At 67.1% G+C, this 18,457-nt stretch carries 14 protein-coding genes and 1 riboswitch; of the genes, 11 read left to right on the forward strand and 3 right to left on the reverse strand.

The window, feature by feature from the left end; translation table 11 throughout:
- Nucleotides 1–1,170 carry an N-acetyl-alpha-D-glucosaminyl L-malate synthase BshA gene (gene bshA / locus E6K76_04130; GenBank protein TMQ59686.1) on the forward strand — a complete coding sequence of 390 codons (1,170 nt, stop codon included), beginning with the start codon at nt 1–3 and terminating at the stop codon, nt 1,168–1,170.
- On the opposite strand, the gene E6K76_04135 is transcribed toward bshA, so the two are convergent.
- Both E6K76_04135 and E6K76_04140 read right to left on the reverse strand, forming a co-directional pair.
- Nucleotides 1,101–2,351, reverse strand: a complete 1,251-nt coding sequence (locus tag E6K76_04135) for a carboxypeptidase regulatory-like domain-containing protein (protein TMQ59687.1) — start codon at nt 2,349–2,351, stop codon at nt 1,101–1,103. The genes bshA and E6K76_04135 overlap by 70 nt on opposite strands.
- Nucleotide 2,352: 1 nt before the next feature.
- Entirely contained in the window at nt 2,353–2,964 is a 612-nt protein-coding gene (locus tag E6K76_04140; GenBank protein TMQ59688.1) for a hypothetical protein, read from the reverse strand.
- Between the two features lie 143 nt (nt 2,965–3,107).
- On the opposite strand from E6K76_04140, the gene E6K76_04145 reads away from it, so the two are divergent.
- From E6K76_04145 to lipA, 6 genes are read left to right on the forward strand one after another with little or no spacing between them, the layout of a single operon-like run.
- Nucleotides 3,108–4,103, forward strand: coding sequence for a hypothetical protein (locus E6K76_04145; protein TMQ59689.1), 996 nt, complete (start codon nt 3,108–3,110; stop codon nt 4,101–4,103).
- Complete coding sequence (locus E6K76_04150; protein TMQ59690.1) at nt 4,094–4,477, forward strand: aspartate 1-decarboxylase; 384 nt, start codon at nt 4,094–4,096, stop codon at nt 4,475–4,477. Before E6K76_04145 ends, E6K76_04150 begins: the two co-directional genes overlap by 10 nt.
- Nucleotide 4,478: 1 nt before the next feature.
- Nucleotides 4,479–5,786: a nodulation protein NfeD gene (locus E6K76_04155; protein TMQ59691.1), complete on the forward strand. Its 1,308-nt coding sequence runs from the start codon at nt 4,479–4,481 to the stop codon at nt 5,784–5,786.
- A gap of 11 nt (nt 5,787–5,797) precedes the next feature.
- The gene (locus E6K76_04160) at nt 5,798–6,562 is read left to right on the forward strand and encodes a slipin family protein (protein ID TMQ59692.1); all 765 of its coding nucleotides are present in this window, start codon (nt 5,798–5,800) and stop codon (nt 6,560–6,562) included.
- Nucleotides 6,563–6,574: 12 nt separating this feature from the next.
- The gene (gene lpdA / locus E6K76_04165) at nt 6,575–7,972 is read left to right on the forward strand and encodes a dihydrolipoyl dehydrogenase (protein ID TMQ59693.1); all 1,398 of its coding nucleotides are present in this window, start codon (nt 6,575–6,577) and stop codon (nt 7,970–7,972) included.
- Nucleotides 7,950–8,984, forward strand: a complete 1,035-nt coding sequence (lipA, locus tag E6K76_04170; protein ID TMQ59694.1) for a lipoyl synthase — start codon at nt 7,950–7,952, stop codon at nt 8,982–8,984. The genes lpdA and lipA overlap by 23 nt, the downstream gene beginning before the upstream one ends.
- A gap of 18 nt (nt 8,985–9,002) precedes the next feature.
- Here lipA and mgtE read toward each other — a convergent pair whose 3' ends face one another.
- The gene (mgtE, locus tag E6K76_04175) at nt 9,003–10,340 is read right to left on the reverse strand and encodes a magnesium transporter (protein TMQ59695.1); all 1,338 of its coding nucleotides are present in this window, start codon (nt 10,338–10,340) and stop codon (nt 9,003–9,005) included.
- Between the two features lie 201 nt (nt 10,341–10,541).
- Here mgtE and E6K76_04180 point away from each other — a divergent pair, with 201 nt between their 5' ends.
- The 4 genes from E6K76_04180 to E6K76_04195 all read left to right on the forward strand — a co-directional run bounded on the left by E6K76_04180 (nt 10,542) and on the right by E6K76_04195 (nt 18,247).
- Nucleotides 10,542–13,472 carry a hypothetical protein gene (locus E6K76_04180; protein ID TMQ59696.1) on the forward strand — a complete coding sequence of 977 codons (2,931 nt, stop codon included), beginning with the start codon at nt 10,542–10,544 and terminating at the stop codon, nt 13,470–13,472.
- A gap of 127 nt (nt 13,473–13,599) precedes the next feature.
- Complete coding sequence (gene radC / locus E6K76_04185) at nt 13,600–14,256, forward strand: DNA repair protein RadC (GenBank protein ID TMQ59741.1); 657 nt, start codon at nt 13,600–13,602, stop codon at nt 14,254–14,256.
- Entirely contained in the window at nt 14,249–15,424 is a 1,176-nt protein-coding gene (locus E6K76_04190) for a hypothetical protein (GenBank protein ID TMQ59697.1), read from the forward strand. The genes radC and E6K76_04190 overlap by 8 nt, the downstream gene beginning before the upstream one ends.
- Nucleotides 15,425–15,427: 3 nt before the next feature.
- Nucleotides 15,428–18,247, forward strand: a complete 2,820-nt coding sequence (locus E6K76_04195; protein ID TMQ59698.1) for a hypothetical protein — start codon at nt 15,428–15,430, stop codon at nt 18,245–18,247.
- A gap of 34 nt (nt 18,248–18,281) precedes the next feature.
- Nucleotides 18,282–18,412: riboswitch (FMN riboswitch) on the forward strand.
- The last annotated feature ends 45 nt before the right edge of the window (nt 18,413–18,457 follow it).

Consider the following 18,457-nt stretch of genomic DNA (forward strand, 5'->3'; position numbering starts at 1 on the left):
GTGAAAATCGGAATCACCTGCTACCCGACGCACGGCGGCTCGGGCGTGGTCGCGACCGAGCTGGGAATGGAGCTCGCGAGGCGCGGGCATGAGGTGCACTTCATCTCCTACGCGCTCCCGTTCCGGCTCAAGAGGTTCCAGGAGAACGTGGTGTTCCATGAAGTGCAGATGCTCGCGTATCCGCTTTTCCAATATCCCCCGTACACGCTCGCGCTCGCGGCGAAGCTTGCCGAGGTTGCGGACGAGATCCAGCTCGACGTGCTGCACGCCCACTACGCGGTGCCGCATGCGGTCTGCGCGTATCTCGCGCGGCAGGTGGCGCGATCGACCAAGCTCAAGATCGTCACCACGCTCCACGGGACGGACATCACCCTGGTCGGCGCGGATCCCTCGTTCCGGCCGCTGACACGATTCGGCATCGAGCAAAGCGACGGGGTGACCGCGGTATCCCGCTACCTCAAAGAGAAGACGCTCGAGGTCTTCGATCTGGATCGCCAAATCGAGGTGATCCCGAACTTCGTGGACACGACCCGCTTCGCCCCGCGCCGGGAGGGCTCGTGTCCGCGGGAGCGGTTCGCGAAGAAAGGAGAGCGGGTGCTGCTCCACATTTCAAACTTCCGCCCGAGCAAACGCGTCGAGGACGTGGTGCGGGTTTTCGCCGCGGTGCGGCGCGAGGTGCCCGGCCGGCTTCTCCTGGTGGGGGACGGGCCGGATCGGGTTCCTTCCCGGGAAGTCGCCGAGGCGCTCGGCGTCGAGAAGTGGGTCCGATGGCTGGGGCAGCTCGACGCCGTCGAGGACGTGATCTCGCTCGCGGACCTGTTCATCCTGACGAGCAAGAACGAGAGCTTCGGCCTGGCCGCGCTGGAGGCGATGTCCGCGGGGGTGCCGGTCATCGGCACGACGGCCGAAGGGCTGCCGGAGCTCGTGCGGTCCGAGGAAACCGGCTATCTGCTTCCGGTCGGCGATGTGGAGGGAATGGCGCGCCGCTCGATCGAGATCCTATCGGACTCCAAGCGCTACGCGGCCATGTCCGAGGCTGCGCGCCGCGACGCGATCGAGCGCTTCGACGCCCAACGCGTGATCCCGCTCTACGAAGATTTCTATGGGCGGGTGCTGGGCCAGCCGGTGCGGGTCCCCGAGCCGTTCACGCCGCCGGATGCCCTGGCCTGACGGCGCGTGAGGAGCACCCGCCCGCTCGACGGCGAAAGGAGCACGTCGAAGATCGAATCGTTCACCGCCTCCATGCCTTCGAGGTGGCCCTCGAGGCCCTGCTCGTAGGACTCCGCGCGGACATCGTAGATCCCATACTGCTTGACCACGAAGCTGAAGTCGCCGGCCGGCCCCGACGTCACGTACGCGGTTCCATAGGCCGAGCGCCCATACACCGAGACCGGGATCGAGGGGACAGGCTCGCCGGTTGAGGCCAAGCGCACGGTGCCGCTCCAGGTCACGCCGGAGAGATCGAAGTCCTTCGTCTGCGGCGCCGTGACGGTCGTCGTGGGAAAAATCCGCGACACGATATTCGAATTGAGGATCCCGGGTTGCACGAACCAATCGTAATCACCGCCGGGAACGTATACCTCGTAGGCGCCGCTGGCGTTTGTTCGGGCTGTCGATCGCGCGCGCAGGTTCGTGCCCCCCACCCGGGCCCCGATCAGAGGCTGCCCGCCTGGACCGGTGACCGTTCCGCCTACGAGATACCCATCCAGGGAAAAGGTGAGGGTCGTGTCCGAAGCGAACCGGAGGCCGAAATAGGTCCGGGTCGGAATCCCGGACTCATAATCAGAGGGTCCGACGGTGACCTGATACGATCCCGCAGGGAGAAAAAGCGAGAAAACGCCGGACGCGATGTACGCGCTGGCGACGGAATTCCCCCCGTACGCGCTGGCGGCTCCCGAGGCGAGAGGTGCCCCGCCGGGTACTGTTACGACCCCGGTCACCTTGAGTCCTGAGAAGCGATAGCTGAACGTCGCGGGGGCGGTGCGGAGCTCGACCCCGCGGACCCGGGCAGTGGCGTACCCCGAAGAGAACGGCGGCTGCGCCGAGACGTCGTACCGTCCGGCCACCAGCGTCACGGCGTACGCGCCTGCCGCGTCCGTCTGGACCTGCGCATGGGTCGAGGGATCATAGGGATACGTGGGGTCGGCGTTGTCGAAGGCGATCCACGCACCCGCCATTGGCGCTCCGTCACGATCCGCGATCATCCCGCTGACCCGCACGGGAACCTTGGGCTTGAGCGCGATATCGGAGCAGGAGAGAGAGGCCGATGCGAGGAGCAGCAGCGTGAAGGCGGTCGCGAATCTTCGGGCGGATCGGAGCCGTGCCACGCGCGCGATACCGGGAGCGGCCATATCAGAACCCGAAAACCAGGCCGAGCGCAATCGTGCCGAGCCCCTGCGTGGTCTTCGGCGAGCGCCTCAGCTCCTGTCCGGTCGAGCTGTAGACGATCGTGCGGTTGCGGTAGAGGTCCAGATCTCCCTCGAGCATGACGCGCGGGCTGCCCGCGAATCGATGCTCGAGGCCATACCCCATGGTCAAAGTCCCGGTCGCGTAATCCTGCGCGTCGTTGAAGTCGAAGAGGACCCCGCCCGCGCCGGTCACGACATAAGGCCGCGTGCTGCCCCCGAGGATGTCGAATCGGGCAAGCATGCGGAGCGCGTGGACGGTCGCGGTCCCCGTTCCAACGCTGCGGTTCGCGCCGCTCACGGTGAAATCGGTCATGAGGACCACGCGCGGGGCGACTCCCAGCCCGAGCCTCAAGCCGGCCGAGGCGTCGTCTCTTAGGCCGAGCTGCGAGCTGAAAATCCTCCACCCGCCCACGATCGAGACCAAGGCCGGGCGTGCCCCCGCTCCCACGGACGCGGCCGCCCGGTCCGGAGCGGACGGAAGCGCGGCGAGCGTCAGCAGCATCAAAAGGGCGCGGAAGTCTGATAGCGGAAAGGGCCGTCCTCGAAGGGGTTGCACGATGGCTGCCTCCGATCCCGGGGCTCCGGCGTGGTCTCGAGCGGACTTGTGGGGGGTGCTTATACCGTGTACGATCCATACCTTACGCTCGTCCCTCACGAAATTGCAACGACGTCCGCGGCCACCGTTTGCAAAGGAAACCCATGACCAGACGCGAGCGGATTCGCACGACCCTCCAGGGCGGCCGCGTGGACCGGCCCGCGATGTCCTTGTGGCGGCATTTCTACGACCGGGAGGCCTCTGCGGCGGCTCTGGCCGAGGCCATGCTCTCATTCCAGAAGACGTACGACTGGGACTTCATGAAGGTGAACCCGCGCGCCTCGTATCACGTGGAAGATTGGGGAGTGCGGACGGAGAGGCCGGGCAACGGGCCGCTCGACAAGCCCACGGTGGTGGCATCCCCCGTGCGGGAACCCGGCGACTGGGACAGGATCCGTCCCCTCGATCCCACGAAAGGGACGCTGGGAGAGATGCTCGACGCCGAGGAGCGGATCGCGGCGCAGGTTCAAGGGGACACCGACTGGCTCATGACCGTGTTCAATCCGATTTCGATCGCCGCGGACCTGGTGAACGACGACGCGGTCTTCGTGGATCACCTCCGCCGCCACGGCGAGCGGGTCCACGGCGCGCTCCGGGCGATCACGCAGACCTTTGCCGCGTTCGTCCGCGAGACGATGCAGCGAGGGTGCTCCGGGATTTTCTTCGCGACGACCGATTATGGGAACGCGACGGTGATCGACAAGGAGCTGCTCTTGGAATTCGGCCGCCCCTATGACCTCCGCGTGCTCGACGAGGCGAAGCGCGGCCCGCTCAACGCGATTCACGTGTGCGGTCCGCGCGCGTTTCTGCGCGAGCATCTGGACTACCCGGTCTCGATCCTTTCGTGGGCCGCTCACGAGCCCACCAATCCCTCGATCGCCGACTTGAGGCCGCTCACCGAAAAGACCCTTCTTACCGGGATCGACCATGAGGGCGTCATGGTTGACGGACCGGCCGAGGCCGTGCAGGCGCAAGCGCGCGCTGCGATCGAGGCGTCCGGCGGGACCCGCTTCATCCTGGGGCCCGGCTGCGCCGTCCCACCCACCGCGCCGGAGAGCCACTTCGCCGCCGCCAGGGAGGCCGTGCTCGCGTGCGCCTAGCCGCGTTCAAGTCGAAAATCCATCGCGCCACCGTCACCGAAGCCGACTTGAACTACGAAGGCTCGGTGACGATCGACGCGGATCTCATGGACGCCGCCGACATCCTCCCGCACGAGCAGGTCCAGATCCTGAACGTCAATAACGGCGAACGGTTCGACACCTACGCCATCCGCGGCGCGAGGGGATCGGGGGTCATTTGCCTCAACGGGCCCGCGGCGCGCCTCGCGCACGTCGGAGACACCGTGATCATCCTCACCTACGCGCTCGTGGAGCGCGAGGAGCTCCTCCGGCACGTTCCGACCATCGTGTACGTCGACGAACGGAACCGAATCCGCCGCCCTGAGACGATTCAGGCGTCCAAGGAACGGAGCTGACATGCGGCGCCTCGCGGCGGCTGCGTGGGCCGCCATCCTCCTTCTCGGAGCCGCCCCGCCCGCGCGCTCCACCTCCACCGCTCCCGCCAAGGAGAAGCCGGTGGTCGACGTCCTCACGGTGGAAGGCGCGATTCAGCCGATCTCGGCCCAGGTGATCGTCCAGGCGATCGCGCGGGCCGAACGTGATAAGCGCGAAGCGCTCATTATCAGGCTCGACACACCGGGCGGGCTCGACACCGCCATGCGCGACATCATCAAACGCATCCTCGTCTCCGAGGTTCCGGTTGTCGTCTACGTCGCCCCCGCCGGCAGCCGTGCCGCCTCCGCGGGGACCTTCATCGCCTACGCCGCCCACGTCGCGGCCATGTCGCCGGGCACCTCGATCGGCGCCGCGACCCCCGTCAACTTGGGGGGAGGGGACACCGGCAAGGACCTGGCCCGGAAGGTGAGGAACGACGCCGTCAGCTATATCCGGTCCCTCGCCGCGCAACGCGGACGCAACGCCGACTGGGCGGAGAAGGCCGTGCGCGAGGGCGGCTCGCTCCCCGAAGACGAAGCCCTGAGGCTCCACGTCATCGACTACATCGCCCGCGACCTGAACGAGCTCCTGCGGCGGATGGACGGGAGGAGGGTCACGGTCGCGGGGCTCACGCGGACCCTGCACACGAAGGACGCCGTGACGCACGAGGTCGCGGCGAGCTGGCGGCAGAAGATCCTCGGCCGCATCCTCGATCCGAACATCGCGTACATCCTCTTCATCCTCGGGTTCTACGGAATCCTTTTCGAGCTTTCGAACCCCGGGGCGATCCTGCCGGGCATTGTGGGCGGGATCTGTCTCCTCCTGGCATTCCTCGCGTTCCAGGCTCTTCCGGTGAGCATGACCGGCTTGTTCCTGATTCTCTTCGCGATGCTGCTCTTCGCCGCGGACATCAAGGTGCAGAGCCATGGCCTGCTCGCGGTGGGGGGAGTGGTGTCCCTTGTGCTCGGTTCTCTGGTGTTGTTGAGCGGAGACGGAGGCGCGATGCGCGTGTCGCTCTCGGTGATCGTTACGGTGACGGTCGCGACGATGCTATTCTTTGCCTTCGTGGTCGGCGCCGGAGTTCGCGCGCTGAAGCGAAAACCTCTCACCGGCCGGGAAGGGCTCGTGGGAGAGCGCGGCGTGGCGTTGACGGAGCTTGGCCCCCACGAGGGGAGGATTTTCGTGCACGGGGAATACTGGGAGGCGGAAGCGGACGAGCGAATCGAGAAGGGAGCGCCCGTGGTCGTCGATCGCGTCGACGGCATGCGGCTGCGCGTCCGGAGAGCTTAGGGGGGAAGGCGATGGTTTCTATTTCCGCGGCGGTGCTGATCTTTCTGGCGATCCTGGTGCTCTCGAGCGCCATCAAGGTGCTTCGCGAATACGAGCGCGGGGTGGTGTTCCGCCTGGGGCGGGCGATCGGTGCCAAGGGTCCGGGTCTCATCCTTCTCATCCCCGTGGTCGACAAGATGGTGCGCGTGCAGCTCCGCACGGTCGCCATGGACGTGCCGCCGCAGGACGTGATCACAAAGGACAACGTGACGGTCAAGGTGAACGCGGTGATCTATTTCCGCGTCCTCGACGCGAACCGTGCCGTCCTCGAGGTGGAGAACTACCTCTACGCAACGTCCCAGATCGCGCAGACCACGCTGCGCAGCACCCTGGGTGAGTCGGATCTGGACGAGCTGCTCTCGAACCGCGAAAAGATAAACCAGGAGCTCCAGCTCGTGATCGACCGCCACACGGAGCCGTGGGGAATCAAGGTAAGCACCGTCGAGGTGAAGAACGTCGATTTGCCTCAGGAAATGCAGCGTGCCATCGCCCGGCAGGCGGAAGCGGAGCGCGAGCGGCGCGCCAAGGTGATCAACGCGGAAGGCGAGCTTCAAGCGTCGAAGAAGCTCTCCGAGGCGGCCGCGGTCATCGCCACGCAGCCGCTCGCGATGCAGCTCCGGTACCTTCAAACGCTGGCCGAGATCGCGACCGAAAACAACTCGACGACGATCTTCCCGATACCCATCGATCTGTTCGAGCCGATCATTCGGGCGAGGCTCGCCCAGCCGAAAACGTAACCAGGAGGTCTGATGAACGGCGAACGCTTCGACGTCGCCATCTTGGGCGGCGGACCAGGCGGGTACGTCGCCGCGATCCGGGCGGGCCAGCTCGGGCTCAAGACGGCGCTCGTCGAGAAGGAGAAGGTGGGCGGCACGTGCCTTCACCTGGGCTGCATTCCCACGAAGGCGCTGCTCGAGACCGCCGAGGTCCTCCTGCTCGCCCGTCGCGCCGGGGAGTTCGGGGTTCGAGTCTCGGAGGCCTCCCTGGATCTGAAGGCCGCGATGGAGCGAAAAGACCGCGTCGTGAAGAAGAACCTCATGGGCACCGAGTCCCTGCTCAAGAAGAACAAGGTCGTCACGATCAAAGGAGAGGGCCGGCTCAAAGCCAAGGACCGGATCGCGGTGACCGACGCCGTCGGCGGGACGAGCGATGTCCAAGCGGGGGCGATCGTGCTCGCGACCGGATCGCGCGTGGGTTCGCTGCCCATGGTGCCGGTGGACGGCCGCGTCGTGCTTTCGAGCGACGACATCTTGAGCCTGGACCGGGTCCCGGAATCGCTGCTCGTGATCGGCGCGGGAGCGGTGGGAGTCGAATTCGCGTCCATCTATCACTCGTTCGGTTCCAAGGTGATCCTGATCGAGAGGGAGCCTCGGCTCGTGCCGCTCGAGGACGCCGACATTTCCGAGGCGCTCCAGCGCTCGTTCACACGGCAGGGCATGGAGGTCCTGGTCGGCGCTTCGATCAAGAGCGTGCGCGTGGAAGGGGATCAAGCGTGGAGTGAGGTCGAGACCCAGGGCAAGGTCGAGCGCTATCATACCGAGCGCGTGCTGATGGCGGCGGGACGGAAGCCGCGCACGGACGGCATCGGGCTCGAGGCGCTGGGCGTCACGGTGGAACGCGGGTTCGTTCGCGTGAGCGAGTATATGGAGACGAGCGTTCCCGGGGTCTATGCGATCGGGGACATCGTCCCCGGCCCGGCGCTCGCGCACGTCGCCTCGCACGAGGGCATCGCCGCGGTCGAGAAAATCGCCGGCAGGCACCCGCACCCGGTGAATTACGAGGCGATCCCGAGTTGCACCTACTGCCATCCGCAGGTCGCGAGCGTCGGCATGACCGAGGCGCAGGCGCGCGCTTCGGGGCGGGCGGTCAAGATCGGCAAGTTCCCGTTCATCGCGAATTCCAAGGCCGGGATCCTGGGGGAAGGAGACGGTTTCGTGAAGGCGGTCGCCGATGCCTCGAGCGGGGAGCTTCTGGGGGTTCACATCATCGGTGTGCTGGCGACCGAGCAGATCGCGGAATCCGTGGTCGCGCGCCACTTCGAGGCGACCGCGCTCGAGCTGGCCGACGTCGTTCACGCGCACCCGACGCTGGCGGAAGCGACGATGGAGGCCATGTTCGCGACCGATGGACGATCGATCCACTTCTGAGCGGCTCGCGTCGCCGGCCGGAGCCTCCTCGCCCGCCCCGCCGCGGGGCGCGCCGATTCCGCTCGGGCTCGCCTCCGATAGACGAAGCGAGGCGGGCGAGAAGCGAAAGCCGCTCCGCTCCTATCACAGGCTGAGCGCCGAGGCGCCTCCCCCTCGACGGCCGGAATGGCTCAAGGCGAAGATTCCGGCCGGCAAGGAGTACCTCGAGACCAAGGCGATTCTCCGCACGCTCGATCTCCACACCGTGTGCGAGAGCGCGAACTGCCCGAATATCGGCGATTGTTTCTCGCGTCACACCGCGACCTTTCTCATTCTGGGAAACATCTGCACGCGTGCCTGTCCCTTCTGCGACATCCGGAGCGGGAAGCCGCTCCCGGTCGATCCCGAAGAGCCCGGCCGCGTGGCCGAAGCCGCGCGCCGGCTCGGGCTCCATTACGTCGTCGTGACCTCGGTCAACCGGGACGAGCTTCCCGACGGCGGGGCCTTCCAATTCGCCGCCACGATCCGCGCCATTCGGTCCGAGATCCCGGCCGCGCGGGTGGAGGTTCTGATTCCCGACTTCTTGGGAAACGGCGACGCGTTGCGGAGCGTGCTCACGGCCGGGCCGGACGTCTTGAACCACAACATGGAGACGGTCCGGAGGCTCTATCCGCGCGTCCGGCCCGCCGGAAGGTACGACCGTTCGCTCGAGCTCTTGCGGCGGGTCACGCTGATGACGCCGAAGATCCCGGCCAAGTCGGGGATCATGCTCGGCGTGGGGGAGACCGTGGAGGAGGTGGAGGAGCTCTTGCGTGACCTGAAGGCACACGGGTGCTCGATGGTGACGCTGGGGCAATACCTGCCGCCCTCGGGATCGCACCTGCCGCTCGAGCGCTACGCTCCTCCGGAGGAATTCGCCCATTACCGGGAGTACGGGCTCGCCCTCGGGTTCCGCCAGGTAGCTTCGGGGCCCCTCGTGCGCAGCTCGTATCACGCCGAAGAGCAGGCGGGCGAAACCATCCTCGTCTCCTGACCGGGCTTAGGCCGCCCGCTAGAGGAGCGTCCCGGAGAGGACGATCCGCGCCGTCGTGAAGTAGATCACGAGCCCCGTCACGTCCACGAGCGTCGCCACGAAGGGCGCCGACGCGCTCGCCGGATCGAACCCAAGCCTTCGCAGAAGGAACGGAAGCATCGAGCCCACGAGCGTGCCCCAAAGCACCACGCCCACCAGGCTGGCCGCCACGGTGAGCGCCACGAGCAGGTGGTACGGGCCGTAGGTATGGAACAGCGCCTGCCAGGTGAGAATGCGGATCACGCCGATCGTGGCGAGAATCAGCCCGAGGCCCAAACCGGAAAAAATTTCGCGGCGCACGACGCGCCACCAGTCGCGCAGCCGGACCTCCCCCAGCGCCATGGCCCGGATGATCAAGGTCGTCGCCTGGCCGCCCGAGTTCCCGCCGCTCGAGATCACGAGCGGAACAAAGAGCGCCAGAACGACGGCGCGGCCGATCTCGGCTTCAAAGTACCCCATCGCCGTCGCGGTCAGCGTCTCGCCGATGAAGAGGGCGGCCAGCCAGCCGGCGCGCTTCTTGATCATGTCCATGATCCCGATCCGGAGATAGGGCGCGTCGAGCGCGGCCGTTCCGCCGATCTTCTGGATATCCTCGGTGGCTTCCTCGCGGACGACGTCCACGATGTCGTCCAGGGTCACGATGCCCTTCATGCGGCCCTCTGCGTCCACGACCGGAAACGACACGAGGCGATATGTGGCGAAGAGGCGGCTCAGGTCCTCCTGGTCCATCGCCTCGGGCACCGTGATCAGGTCGGTCTGCATCAGCTCTTCGACCCGCTGCTCCGGTCTCGCCGACAAGAGCTTTCGGAAGGAAACGACGCCGCGCAGCTTCTGCTCGGGATCGAGCACGTAGGCGTAATACATCGCCCCGGCGCGATCCGCAGCTTGACGTCTCAAGTAGGTGATCGCCTCATCGACGCTCATGTCGGGGCGGACACGGACGTAGCGTGGGTTCATGAGCCCGCCCGCGTCGTCCTCGGCGTACGCAAGCAGCCCGTTCACTTCCTTTCGAGTCGTGTCGTCGAGGAGGGCCAGGATTTCCTCCCGCTCTTCGGGCGGGATTTCCTGAATCAGGTCCGCCGCGTCGTCCGGCGCGAGAAGGCGGATCCAGGAGCGGCGCTCGGCGTGAGGCAGCGCGCGCAGAAGCTCCGCCTGGTCGCGCGCGCTCAAGCTCAGGAAAAGATCCTCGGCCTCGGGGCGCGGCAATGCCTGAAAGCTTTCCAAGCGGTCCTCGGGGACGAGCAGGTTCCATGCTTCGAGAAGATCCTCGGCTGCGAGGCGCTCGGCGACATTGGACTCGGGATTGGGAGGCGGCATGGGATCCCCCTGGTACGGTCGGGTATCGCTCTCCGGCGAAGAGCGCGGGCGCACATCCTAGTGGATCGATCGGCCGGGCATCAACCGCGGCTTGGTTAACCCGTTTGTAATAGGCTACTTATGAGGAACGGTCCATCGCCTTCGGGCCGTTTCATTTCGCGTGGACAGCGCCGGGCCGGCTGAATAGACTGAAGCGATCCCGTGAGACATTCCCCGCACCTACGCCTCCTTGTCGCGGCCATTCCGCTCCTTCTCGGCGTCCTCCCTCGGCAAAGCGTTTCCGCGAAGCAGGCTCCTCCACCCGGACGCGGCGCCTCGGAGCTCATCGCCGTCGTCGATGGGATCCCGATCACCAATCTCGAGTGGGACCGCCTCGCGGATCCGTACTTCGCGGAGATCGAGGCTCGCGCGGGACGAAAACTCACCGACGAGGAGAAGGGGCTGCTTCGCAAGAACGTTCTGAACGAGCTTGTCCGCGAACGGCTCTGGGTAGCGGACGCCAAGCGGCGAGGATTCACGGCGACCGAGGCGGAGCTCGACGCGCGGCTTCAGCGAAACGACTACTTCAAGACGAAGGGGAAATTCGATCCGGCGAAGTTCCGGGAGTTCAAGTTCTCGCCGGCGTCCAACTACCGGCAGATCGTGGGCCAGGTCCAAAACGCGGTGCTGCTCGATAAGTACGTCGCCTGGATGAAGGCCCGTTACGCCGTGCCCGAGGCAGAGCTCAGGAAAGAGTTCGTGAAGAGGACGGCGCAGGCGTCGATCCGTTACCTCTGGCTGACGCCCGACGTGGTCTCGCTCGAGGCGCAGGCGACCGTCGGGCAGATGCGCGCCTACTACGACGGTCATGCCGACGAGTTCAAGGGCGCCGAGGAAGCCCGCTTGACCTATATCCGCGTGCCGATCGAAACGACGGGGCTCACGTCGGACACCCTCCGCGCCATCGCCCGAGCCCGCGCCCTCGGCGCAGCGAAGGGCCTTCTCGCCTCGGTGAAGGCCGCCCGATCCGCCGATGCCGCGGCGAGGGAATTCGGCGGAGTCAAGGACACGGGGTTATTCCGGGTAGGCGAGCCGATCCGGGGACTCGGGAGGTCGGACGCGCTGACGAATGCGATCCGGGCGGCCCAGCCGAAGCAATGGCTCCCGGAACCTATCGGCGTGGGACCCGATTACGTCGTGGCCAGGCTCGAGGAGCACCACGAGCCGGCCGTGCGGCCGTTTCGGGAGGCGGTCGGTCTCGCGAAACGACGCGCCGACGGTCTGCTCCGCGAGGCGCAGCTCGACTCGCTGGCCCGCCTGGATTATGCCTCGCGCCCCGACCGTTATCGCGTGCCGCTCCTCCGCGCTTCGGTCATCGCACGCGCCACGGATTCGTTTCTGGATTCGCGTCCCGCTTCAGACCACGACATCGCCAGGGCGCTGGAGCGGATCCGAAGATCATCGGGAATCCCGGACACGGCGCACGCCTGGGCGGACTCAGTCCTGAAAACCCTTCCGGACCTGGTCCGGAAGGAGCGCCGGCTCGACCTTGCGTTCAAGGCGATGGGAGAGGCATCCGCGCGCCTCAAGCGTGGCGAGCGCCCCGAGGAGGTGGCCCGCCGTTTCGGCGCCACGCTGGATCAGGTCTCGATCTACCAGGGGCAGCCTCCCGAGGCGCCGAGCCTCGTCGAGGGAGGGCTGCTGGATTCCCTCTACAAGAAAAGCCCTGGAACGCTGGTGGGCCCGCGCGTCCTCCGCGATTCGGTTTTCGTCGTCCGCGTAACGGACGTGGATGCCAAGTTCCTTCCGGCGTACGAGGCGGTTCGCGGCATCGCCCGCGCCGAGGCCGAGCTGATGCGCCGGACCGAGACGGAAAAGGAGGCCGAGGGCTATTTCGAATCCCACCGCGAGCGATACCGGACGCCTCAGCGCTGGGCGTTCGATTACGTCTTGTTCCGGAAATCGAAGCCGGACTCCGTGCCGGTCCCGGAGGATTCGATCCGGGCCTATTACGACCAGCACCCGCTCGAATTCACCGTCCCGGCCCGGGCGCACGCGCGGCACATTCTGATCGCCTACCGTCCTGGGGACGGACCGGGGGCGCGAGGCGCGGCCCGCAAAAAGGCGCTCGATCTCCTGAAGCGGGTCAAGGACGGGGAGGATTTCGGCGCGCTCGCCAGGGAATACTCCGACGACCGGGACACGGCCGCAAAAGGGGGGGACTTGGGCGAGATCACGCGCGGCGAGGTCGCGAAGGAGTTCGGCGATTTCGTGTTCGCGCTCAAGCCGGGGCAAACCGGCGAGCTCCTCGAGAGCAAGTACGGTTTCCACATCATCCGGCTCGAGGGCATGACGCCCCAGCGACTCCGCACGCTCGAGGAGTGTCGCGCGGAGATCCACGGCGTCTTGGGCGAGGGCGTCGCCGATTCGCTCGCGCGCGGCGAGGCGGCGGCGTTTTCGGCGGCCGCGTCGAAGCCCGAGGCGCGATTCGAGGAGCTGGCCAAGCCGTACGGCGGGGCCTCGACGAGCGGTCCGCTCGCACGGCTCGAGCCGATTCCCGGCTTGGGCCCTCTTCCCGCGATCGAGTCGGTCATCGGATCCCTGCCGGAGGGGGGCGTCTCGCATCCGATCGCCGTGGAGGCGGGCTACGTCGTGGCCCGGCTCACGAGCTCCGTGGCGCCCCGCCCGGCCGTCTTCCGCGAGGTGAAGGAGGAAGTGCTTCGCGACATGCTGACCGAGAGGAAGCGCGCGCTGGCGGATTCCATCGACGCGGCGCTCGCGCAGGGTCTCCGATCGGGGAAGGATCTCGAAACCCTGGCTCTGCCGCTCGGCGGCCTCAGGGTATCGCGATTCTTCCCGCGGCACGGGCCGATCCCGGATCTGGCGCGTGACTCGCTTCTCTCGAGGGATTCCACCCTCTACGACGAGATCTTCTCGTCGCGCTCGGGGAACGTGCTCAAGCCGCGGACCGGATCGCTCGGAAGGCTTTACGCCGTGGTGGACTCGCTCATCGCGCCGAGCCCGAAGCAATACGCGGAGCACCGGGAGGAGCTGAGGGAGGAGCTCTTCGAGCAGCGATCGGCCGCCTGGACCGACCGGCTCAGGGCGCAGGGGAAAATCCAGATCTACCGGAAGGACCTGAAGCTCGAATAGGATCGTGCTTGCGCCGGGTCCGGTTCCTCCCTAGCATCCGGGCTACCTCGCGCTTCACACCACCGCGGTCCCGCTCCCGGGGGAGAACACTGGGATGCGGCGTACGAAGCGATCCACGATCGAAGACATGGCAGACGGCGAGCGGCCGCCGGAGCGGCTGCTCGGCTCGGGCCCCGGCGTCTTGACGGACGCGGACTTGGTGGCCGTGCTCTTCGGCACGGGCGGGCCCGGCGAAGGAATTCTCGAGTTATCGGCGCGGGTCACCGGGGCGATCCCGCTTCGCCAGCTCCATCGCGTGCCGGTGGAGGAGCTTCTACAAATACGCGGGATGGGCAAGGCGCGCGCTGCGCAGCTCCTCGCCGCCGCGGAGCTGGGGCGGAGGCTGTGGCCGGATGGGGACCCCGCGCCCCTCGTGCGCGGTCCGGAGACGGTCTTCGATCTGACGCGGGACATTCGCACCGCGAACCGGGAGCACTTCGTCGGCTTCTATTTGAACTCGCGGAACCAGGTGCTTCGCCGCGAGATCATTTCCATCGGGAGCCTGAACGCGAGCATCGTCCACCCGCGTGAGGTCTATCAGCCCGCGATCGCGGTCTCGGCCGCGAGCTTGATCCTCGCGCATAATCACCCAAGCGGAGACCCGACCCCCAGCGAGGAGGATCTGGCGATCACCCGCCGCCTCGTGGAGGCGGGGCGGATCCTGGGCATCGACATCCTGGATCACGTCGTGGTCGCGAGGGATGCGTACGCAAGCTTCAAGGAAAGAAAGCTGCTTCATGGCTAAGGCGACCCTTTTCGGTGTCATCCTCTGCGCCGTCGTCGCGGGCTGTGCCGGAGGGCGCGGCGCAGGCCCCTCGATTCCCGAGGGGACGGTCGCGATCCCGGGGCTGCTCGCGGAGGCCGATTCGGCCGCCGCGCGGGGGAACGCGGCGGACGCGCGCAGCATCTACGCGCGCGCGGCGCGGGCGGCGGAGCGCTCGGGGGCGCGCCCGCTCGAGATCCGCGCGGAGCTGGGCGCGGGCCTCATGTCGCTCGCGCTCGCCGACGCCGAGTCCGCCCGGCGCTCCCTTCTGCGCGCGGTCGAATTGGATCCGAATAACGCGGCGGCGCACGTGGCGCTCGGGCGCTACCACGCCGCGATCCACCACTACAAAGACGCCAAGGAGGAATTCGATCGCGCCGCGGCTCTGGACTCGCTGAGCGCGGAACCGCTCTATCGCTTGGGCCTTGCCTATATTGGGGCGGGGGAGACGAAGCTCGCCGCCGAGGCGCTCACCCGCGCCCTGGGACGCGATCCGGGGCATGCCCCATCCCAAGAGGCTCTGAGCACCCTCTTGGATTCGCGCTATCTCGCCGCGGGCCTGCCGGCCGGCTACGGCGCGCTGCGCACCCATCCGAGCGTCTCCCGCGGGGAGCTGGGGGTGATGCTCGCCGCGGAGCTGGGCGCCGATCCGGAGCGGCCGAGCTGGCGCGGCGCGAAGGACTATCCATCGGACACGGAGGAGGCGCGCGGTGCCTGGGGGGAGCGTTGGGTCCGGGTCTCGCTGGCACGCGGATGGATTTCTCCTTTTCCCGACGGCTCCTATCATCTGGGCGATCCGGTCACGCGCGGAGCGCTCGCGCTCTTGATCGCGGACATCGAGAGGGGCTGGGCGCAGGGTGCGTCCGGGTCGCGGGCAGCCCCGTCGGGCGCGCGGGCGGAGGATCCGGCCGCGGCAGGAGGGCTCTCGACGCCCGATCCATTTCCCGACCTTGGCACCCGCCACTACCTCTTCCGCCCTGCGCAGGAGGCGGTGCGGGTCGGCCTCCCGCTTCGTCCGGAAGGGCGCTTCGAGCCCTGGGCGTCGGTAACCGGATCGGAGGCGCTCGCCGCGCTCAAGGGCCTCGCGCGGACGGTGGGTGTCGAGGCCGTTCTTCCGGGGGAACCGGGCAAGGAGGGCATGGTAAAATAGGGCGTGACCCTCCCTCGCGCCGCTGCTTCCCCGCTGGTCATCGCGCTTTGCGCGATGGGGGGCCTTGCACCAGGGCAGGGGCGGGCGGGTGTTGACGCATCTTCTTCGTTTGAAGGTACTTCCGCTTTAGCCTCTACCAAAGCCTACCCCCAGCCGAGCCTCGGCAGCGTGAGCCCTGTTCGCGCACGCGCGCCGTCGGCGCGCACCTATCGCAGCGGCCAGGCGAACCAGGCGGGCGACACCGTCTGGGTCTTCCGCGACAGCCTGGAGACCAGGTCCAGCCCCTCGAACGAGGGTGGCTGGACCCACCAGGACGCCTCGTTTCAGCCCGCCGCCTGGCACATCGACACGGTGTACGGCTGTGAGGGGCACTCCTTCTGGTGCGGCCGGATCGATTCGAGCTGGGTCAATGACGCGAATAGGCGCGGATACGACAACAGCTGGACGCAGATGCTGAGCAACTACGTGAATCTCTTGTCGGCGGCGAGCCCGGTGAAGATCTCGTTCCGACACCAACTGGAAGCCGAATCAGGATTCGATTACGGGACCCTCGAGGTGCTCGATCTGGACGCCGGCTGGCTCCCCCTGAGGACCTGGACAGGGTCGGTCCACGGCCAGAGCGGCGCGCCCTGCGATACGTTCACGATCCAGATCCCCGACTCGATTATGGCGAAATACAACCCCGTCCAGTTCCGGTTCGTCTTCACGAGCGATATCCAAGGGTCCGCCGCGGACGGCATCTCCGCGCCGGCAGATGGCTGGTCCGTGGACAACGTGACGGTGAAAGCGGGGACCACCGACCTTCGATTCTTCGATGATTTCGAATCCGGCCCCGGAACCTGGACCGTATCGACCTTTCCCGCCGTGGGGGACAACTGGCGGATTCAGGCGAACGTCCCGGGGGAGCAGGTGTGCACGAGCAACACCAGCAAGGTCTGGACGGTGACCAGCCCTTCGACCGGGGCGCTCATCCCCCGGATGGACGACAAGCTGATCAGCCCGCCTGTCTTCGTGAACCGGGCCGACCAGGTGTTTGCCGCATTCGACGTCTACCGGAATCTGCCGCTTTTCTCCTGCTTTTACTACAACGTCAAGTTCCGCACGCGGAACGCGGGCGCGGCGTGGTCCCTGTGGAGCCAGTCCTCGAGCCAGATCTATTTCGGGACCGAGAAGGAATGGATGCGGCAGACGGTGGCCCTCCCGGGCGCCGCCGGCAAGGATTCGGTGGAGTTCATGTTGAACGTGAAGGATTACTCCCAGGTCTACTGCGACGGCGTCTCCACGCCCAGCGGGACCGCCGTCTATTTCGATAACCTGGCGCTCGGGGTCCGGGGGCTCGCCCCGCCGTCGATCCTCGTGTCGGAACAGGACCTGTTCCAGGACACGTTCAACACCGCCCCCTTCTGGGCGGACGACAACTTCAACTCCCCCGCCGGGGACAGCACGTCGGTCCGGCTCTCCGCGTCCCGCGGGCTCAAGCAGGCCACCTTCTTCTACAGCCTGAACGGCGGTTCCTTCGCGGGCCTCCCGCTCGCGCCCTTCGGCCCCTCGATCCCGGCCGCCTATTCGGCCGACGTTCCCGCGGGCTCCTACCCGCGGGGCACGCGGCTTCGATACTACTTCTCGGTAACCGATTCTCTCAACGAGACAGTCACGCTCCCGTCGGACGCGCTTGCGGCATCCCATTATTTCGACGCGACCGTGCTGCCCGCGATCCAGGCCCCGTCCGCTGCCTGCGCGGGAGACACGGCCAAGGTGCTCTACGTGAACGCGTTCTCGGGACCGGACGGCGGAGCTTCCATGGATCAGGCTCTCACGGCGCTGGGCCTGCGCTTCGACCGCTACGACGTGAACGCAGCGGCGAACTCATTCGGCAACTCGCCCGGAGGCGGCACGCCGGGCCCGACGCGCACCTGGCCGGCCACGACGGCCGCCACGCTCGGAATGTACTCGGCGATCATCTGGGATGTCGGCGAGCGCTCTTCTTCCACCCTCACCCGGGAAGATCAGCAGCTCCTGGAAGCGTGGGTCAAGCGTCCCGGGAAGAATCGGGGGCTCCTGGCCGCGGGCGACAACCTCGCGTACGACCTCGTGGTCAACGCGCAGGATATCGGCACCTTCCTCACCTGCACGCTCGGGACCACGTACGTCCGGGACATCTGGGAGAACACGCCCCAGGATTCGCTCACCCCGACCTTGGCGGGGGCGGCGGGAACCCGGATCACGTCCGAGCCCTTCCCGCTGGACGGACGATGCCCGTCGCTCAACCGATTCGACGCGCTGGCGACGTCCTCTTGCGCCGGGCCCAAGGCACGGGGTTGGATCGCGTATCCGAACGCGATGCTTGCTTCGATCGAGAAACGAGATTCCGTCGGCGTCGTCGCGGACTCCTCGCGCTCCGTCCTGCTCGGGTTCAGCCTGGCGGGCATTTCCAGCTCCACGCGGCGCAACCTGCTTCTCTACCGGACGATCGTCGGGGAGTTCGAGGTCCCGGGCTGTTACGTCGCGACGGGGGTCGAGGAAACGTCCGCGGAGGCCGCGTCGCCCACCGCGCGCCTTTTCGGGGCCGCGCCGAACCCGTTCAATCCACGGACGTCGATCCGATTCACGCTCTCACGCCCCGCGCGCATCCGGCTCCTCATCTTCGACGTCTCGGGCGCCCGGGTCCGCAGCCTTGCCGACGGGATGCTTCCGGCCGGTGACCATCACATCACCTGGGATGGGAAGAACGACCGCGGGCGAGACCTGGCGAGCGGCGCCTACTTCTACCGGCTCGAGGCGGACCGGGAGGCCCAGGCCAAAAAGCTCATCCTCTTGCGCTGACGGCCGTTTCGCTCTAAGATCCCCTCGATCAGCAGACATCCTTCGGGGCGGGGTGAAAGTCCCCACCGGCGGTGACAGCCCGCGAGCCAAAGGGTCGAGGACCCGGCGGCAGATCCGGCGAGATTCCGGAGCCGACAGTTACAGTCTGGATGGGAGAAGGATGGCCACATTTGGACGGATGCGTCCGGCCCCTGGCCGCGTGCGCCCCGC

Source organism: Candidatus Eisenbacteria bacterium (assembly GCA_005893275.1).
In the GTDB taxonomy this organism is placed as follows: Bacteria; Eisenbacteria; RBG-16-71-46; order SZUA-252; family SZUA-252; genus WS-7.

Excerpts from the sequence above, each read along its gene's own strand:
- mgtE (TMQ59695.1), bottom strand. The coding sequence starts at position 10,340 with ATGCCGCCTCCCAATCCCGAGTCCAATGTCGCCGAGCGCCTCGCAGCC.
- E6K76_04160 (TMQ59692.1), top strand. The coding sequence starts at position 5,798 with ATGGTTTCTATTTCCGCGGCGGTGCTGATCTTTCTGGCGATCCTGGTG.
- radC (TMQ59741.1), top strand. The coding sequence starts at position 13,600 with ATGGCAGACGGCGAGCGGCCGCCGGAGCGGCTGCTCGGCTCGGGCCCC.
- E6K76_04155 (TMQ59691.1), top strand. The coding sequence starts at position 4,479 with ATGCGGCGCCTCGCGGCGGCTGCGTGGGCCGCCATCCTCCTTCTCGGA.
- E6K76_04145 (TMQ59689.1), top strand. The coding sequence starts at position 3,108 with ATGACCAGACGCGAGCGGATTCGCACGACCCTCCAGGGCGGCCGCGTG.
- E6K76_04135 (TMQ59687.1), bottom strand. The coding sequence starts at position 2,351 with ATGGCCGCTCCCGGTATCGCGCGCGTGGCACGGCTCCGATCCGCCCGA.
- E6K76_04190 (TMQ59697.1), top strand. The coding sequence starts at position 14,249 with ATGGCTAAGGCGACCCTTTTCGGTGTCATCCTCTGCGCCGTCGTCGCG.
- lipA (TMQ59694.1), top strand. The coding sequence starts at position 7,950 with ATGGACGATCGATCCACTTCTGAGCGGCTCGCGTCGCCGGCCGGAGCC.
- lpdA (TMQ59693.1), top strand. The coding sequence starts at position 6,575 with ATGAACGGCGAACGCTTCGACGTCGCCATCTTGGGCGGCGGACCAGGC.